The 2,840-nt window shown below is 62.9% G+C and carries 2 protein-coding genes and 1 pseudogene; 2 read left to right on the top strand and 1 reads right to left on the bottom strand.

Features of this window, described 5'->3' with window-relative positions; all coding sequences use genetic code 11:
* Together ACFFAR_RS30015 and ACFFAR_RS30020 are read left to right on the top strand one after the other, a co-directional pair.
* Positions 1-368: pseudogene (locus ACFFAR_RS30015) on the top strand (hypothetical protein); the annotation flags it as partial.
* A 45-nt stretch (positions 369-413) separates the two neighbouring features.
* Positions 414-1,610 carry an FAD-binding oxidoreductase gene (locus ACFFAR_RS30020; protein WP_075360270.1) on the top strand — a complete coding sequence of 399 codons (1,197 nt, stop codon included), beginning with the start codon at positions 414-416 and terminating at the stop codon, positions 1,608-1,610.
* On the opposite strand, the gene ACFFAR_RS30025 is transcribed toward ACFFAR_RS30020, so the two are convergent.
* Positions 1,607-2,641, bottom strand: coding sequence for a GlxA family transcriptional regulator (locus ACFFAR_RS30025; protein WP_375509098.1), 1,035 nt, complete (start codon positions 2,639-2,641; stop codon positions 1,607-1,609). The genes ACFFAR_RS30020 and ACFFAR_RS30025 overlap by 4 nt on opposite strands.
* Positions 2,642-2,840 lie beyond the last annotated feature (199 nt).

Genomic DNA, 2,840 nt, shown 5'->3' on the forward strand with positions numbered 1-2,840 from the left:
CCGATCCGGCGACTGCCCGCACCCTGGCTTCTCTCGTGCTCGAAGGTCCGCCAAGTCCCGATATCGTCAAGCGCCTCACACGCGCATGCATGGGGCCGTGCCAGGGCCGCCGTTGCCGCGAGCAGGTTGCGACCTTGCTTTCGATCGGTTCGGCGACCCCGCTTGCCGGCATGCCGCTCGCCACCTTCCGGTCGCCCGTGCGCCCGTTGCCGCTCAATCAGCTTGCTGCCCTGGGAGAAGTCCCTGCGCTTGGTGACCATTGGGACAGTTGGTTCGGCATTGCATCGCAATGGGTGCCGTTCTGGCGCGCGACTCCGCTTTATACCGCCGCCGGCCGCGAGACGGGCGGGGTGGTTGCGAGCGAGTAGGGGTGGAGACGCATCGACATACGCAGCACCAGGACGGGGAACGCGATGGAACACAGTACACAGGGCAGCGTCACGCAGGACGCCAAAGGGGCGTCGGTGGTCATCATTGGCGGCGGCGTCACGGGCTTGAGCGCCGGATGGTGGCTCGCCCGCGAAGGCGTCGACGTGCTCGTGCTCGATGCAGGATTGATCGGCTGGGGCGCATCCGGGCGGAATGGCGGCGGCTGTTCCCACCATCACAGCCCGTTGTTCCTCGAAGAACAACGTCTCTGGCCGATGATGGATGAATTGCTTGGATATCCTACTGAATTCAGGCCGAACCGGATTCGGATCGCGCTGGATGAACAGCAGTTCACGTTATACCGACGCGCGCTCGATAACGGCGCGCATCATGGATTGCGCTCGGATATTCTCGATGCGAAACAAGTCCGCGAACTCGTGCCTTTCGCGGGCGATAACGTCCATGCCGGCTACTTCTATCACTTCGGCGGCCATGCAAATCCGCATCGCACGTTGCAGGCTTACGCCTGGGCGATGCAGGATTGCGGTGGCCGGCTGATGCAGCACACGGAGGTCACGGGGTTCGAGCGGCGCGGCGCACGGGTGGTCGGCGTGCAAACGTCGCGGGGACACCTGGCCTGCGATCATGTCGTGATTGCAGCGGGACCACGCACGGGCGAGCTTGCCGCAATGCTCGGCGTGGACGTGCCGCTTGCGAGCGCACGTGCCGAGATGATCGTAACTGAGCCGCTGCCGCTCATGGCCATAGGCGGCGTGGATGGCAACGGCCTCTATGGACGGCAGACGCTGCGCGGCAATCTGGCTTATGGCGGTGGGCCGCACGAATGGGTCGATCTCGCCGATACCTATAAAAGCGCAGAAGGCGAGCGCCCGCACTCGACCCCTTTGCAGGCCAGTATCGCAGCGCGTGTGGCTGGGCTTTTCCCGAAGGTTGCACACGCCCGGGTCATTCGTAGCTGGGCGGGGTTTATCGAAAATACGCCGGATGGGCGGCCCGTAGTCGACCGGCCAGGTCCGATGGAAAACCTGACCGTCGCGACGTTGTCGAGCGTTGGTTTCGGTTTGTCGCCGGCGAGCGGCCACGCAATTCGCGACCTCGTTGTGGATGGCGCCTGCTCGTTCGCAGACATATCCGGGTTCGCGCTGTCGCGTTTCGCGCAACTCGAGCCCGACTGGCGCAGCATGCAGGGGTGGATGCCATTACCCGCCGCTGCCGCCTAGGAACGCGGCAAGGCGCTGCGCAGATCCGTCGGACTCGCGTCATAGACACGCCTCACCCAGCGCGCCAGATGCGAAGCCGAAGCAAACCCCGTAGCAAGGGCGATATCCGCGACCGGGACATTCGAATAAACCAGCAGGTCGTGCGCCCGTTCGAGCCGCAATGTCACGTAGTAGCGCGCGGGCGTTGCGTTCAGATGGCGCAGGAACAGCCGCTCGAGCTGGCGTGAGGTCATGGCTATGTCGGTGCCGATACGCGATATGGGCAGTGGCTCGTCCACGTGCGCACGCATCAGTTCGATAGCGCGCCGGATGCCGCGGGGCAGGCTCTCGTGGTTCTGGTCGCGCCAGCCGCGTTGTTCGTCGTCGCTGTCGCGGATGCGTTCGTGGTGAAACTGGTTCGCCACCCGGACCGCAAGCTCAGGACCGTGTTGCTCCGATATCAACTGCAACATCATGTCCATTGCGGCGATGCCACCCGAGCACGTCATGCGGTCGCGGTCGATCTCGTAGATCTTTCCCGAGCACATCAAGCCGCGAAACTCTTCGGTGAAGGCAGAGAGGTTTTCCCAATGGATCGTGCACTGGTAGCCCTCGAGCAGACCGGCGCGCGCAAGCAGATAACTTCCTGTCGATAAAGATCCGATCACCGCGCCCGTGCGAGCCGCGCGGCGCAGCGCGCGCAGATATGCCGGCTCGAGTGCCGGGTCGAGACGCAGGCCACCGCAAACGAAAATGTATTGAGCGGTGGTCATGACATCGTCGAGCTTTCGGGCCTGCAATTCGATTCCGTTCGACGCATACACGGGATTGCCGTCGAGACTTGCGAGCGTCCAGCCATAGAGCGCCGTGTTCACCAGCCTGTTGGCCGAGCGTAGCGGTTCTATCGCTGAGGAGAGACTCATCATCGAAAGACCGTCCACCAGCAAAAACACAAAGGCGCTTTCTGCTTCGGCTGTTTCAGGGCGTCCGTCCTGCGAAGCGGGCTTGTCAATGATTGCGTCTGAATGCGTGTGAAAAGGCTGTTTGTTCATTGCACCTGGCGTTGCAAGATGGCCTGACCGGCCTGCGATGCCAGCCGGATGTGTCGCACGATCATAGTCGAAGTTTGGGGTGCGCGACCGGCAAAACACCGAGCCAAGCCGAATAACCCACGCCATTAACCCACTTCGTCACTCACGCTTATTTTGCACCCAAACCACGCCGGCGCCTGAGCCAGACCAAGCCGAACAG

This window comes from uncultured Caballeronia sp. (genome assembly GCF_964243625.1).
Classification (GTDB): Bacteria; Pseudomonadota; Gammaproteobacteria; order Burkholderiales; family Burkholderiaceae; genus Caballeronia.